Source organism: Aquabacterium sp. (genome assembly GCF_004297345.1).
Taxonomy (GTDB): Bacteria; Pseudomonadota; Gammaproteobacteria; order Burkholderiales; family Burkholderiaceae_C; genus Aquabacterium.
The window spans coordinates 1-1924 of sequence record NZ_SCTN01000123.1 but is presented as its reverse complement, the minus strand read 5'-3'; the positions used below and the strand labels follow the sequence as shown (position 1 = coordinate 1924).

General features: G+C 57.8%; 2 protein-coding genes. Both read right to left on the bottom strand.

The window, feature by feature from the left end; all coding sequences use genetic code 11:
* Nucleotides 1–838 (bottom strand): diguanylate cyclase (locus tag EPO09_RS03775; RefSeq protein WP_290640312.1); only part of this gene is annotated, 838 nt, incomplete at its 3' end.
* An 80-nt stretch (nt 839–918) separates the two neighbouring features.
* On the bottom strand, nt 919–1924 hold a 1006-nt coding region (locus tag EPO09_RS03770), incomplete at its 5' end, for a diguanylate cyclase (protein WP_290640307.1).

Genomic DNA, 1924 nt, shown 5'->3' with positions numbered 1-1924 from the left:
GGTCGTTGTACTTTTTGAAGTGATCCACATCCACCATCAGGATGCTCACGTTCGAGCCATCGTACTGTGCGCGCTCCCACACCTGTTGAAGGTATTCCTGAAAGTGCCGGCGGTTGTAAAGCTCCGTCAGCGCATCGACGCGCGACAGTTCCTGCAGACGCTCGTGGGCACGCGTCAGTTCTCGCACGACGCCCCGCTCACGCAGCGTCAGCAAATAGCGCTTGCGCTCGTCGCGTTCCATCACATAGTTGGCCGTGAGAGAGAAAGCTGTGGCCGACATCACCATGGAGAAGATCGGCCACAGCAGCCGTTGAGGAAAATTGTCCAGCAACACAATGCCTGCCAGATGGATGCCCAGCAAGGCCGTTGAAAACACGACCGCATACCAAAAGCGCAGCCTCTGAACGACATTGCCATAGAGCACGACCACCGTGAAACCTACGTGGTAATAAGCCGCAAAAGGGGTCTTGGTTTCAGACAAGATGAAGGCGAGGCTACCGGCTGCAATCAGCCCACCACTCACCACGATCACCTCAAGCGAAGCTGTCGGCAAGCTGTGGATGAACCTGCCGTTGCTTCGCTGGATCAGATAAATGAACAGCAACGCCAGCGGCGTGAAAAAGAAGATCCGTATCTCGAAGGCCAGCCAGAAAATATCGCGGGCCATCAAGTAATCCGCGACCAGAAAGCCGTTGTAGATCAACAGGGCGATCACGCTGCTGATGACAAAGTGTCTGCGTCTCGCCTCCGAAACATCCATCAAGAATTGATGCTCCAGCGCAGCAGGAAAGCGCATCCACGGGAAGCCCTTTTCCAGCAACATGTTGATGCGCGCCATCAAGGGATCGTTCAGACCAGCCGCGAGGGCAGATGTGTCTGGAACCGAGCTTGGCTGAGTAACGTGCGTCACGGGCAACATCAGTCGTTGGTGCCGAAGGCAAACACGCGATTGCGCCCCCTGGACTTGGCTTGATAAAGCGCTTCGTCCGCGGCCGCGATCAGCTGGGCAGGGCTGGCATGAGGGGCATTGGGGCGCAGGCATGCTACGCCAATGCTGACCGTGACCACTGCATGTGTGGGCGAGCTGGCGTGCTGTCGGTTGAGGTTTTCCACCCCTTTACGAACGCGTTCAGCCGCACTGGCGGCTGTGGTCAACGGGGTGCCGGCCAGAACGGCGATGAATTCTTCTCCGCCAAACCTGGCGATCAGGTCGCCTGGGCGTCGCAGGCGTCGCTTCAGGGTCGCAGCGACCTCCTTGAGGCATTCGTCCCCTTCGGGGTGACCGTAGCGATCGTTGTAGGACTTGAAGTGATCGACATCGATCATCATCAAGGAGATGTCGCTGCCATCCAGTCGGGCGCGTTCCCACACAAGCTGCATGTATTCATCGAAGTGCCGCCGATTGGCTACTTCAGTCAACAGATCGCTGCGCGACACGGTGTCGAGGTGCAGATTGGCCCGTTCGAGCTCTTGGAGCAGCAGCCTTTCGCGCAGGTGCAGCAGCCAGTTCTGACGCTCATCGCGCTCCAGCGTGTAGCAGCCATACAAGGTGAAAACAGAGGCCGACGTGAGTGTGAATCCTGCTGACAGCAAAATGGGCAGGTTGTGAGGCGAGGCCAACTCCAGGGCCCCGTAGCCAAACATGAGCAAGATGGCGCTGTCCATCACCAGTGCAGGGAAGAAGCGCATTTGCGCCACGGAGTTGCTGAACATGATGATGGGGACCATGCTCACCAGATAGGGCCCCGCAAAGGGGTCCTTGCTCGATAGGCAAATGAACAGGTTCAACGCGGAGGCAATCAAGCCCGTACCTGTGGCCAGCCATTCGCGCAATGGCGCCGAGGGTAGCTTGGTAATCAGGTAGATGCCCAGGATCGTGCTGGGCGTGAAGATGAACAGCCGCAACTTGAGCGACAGTTCAAAC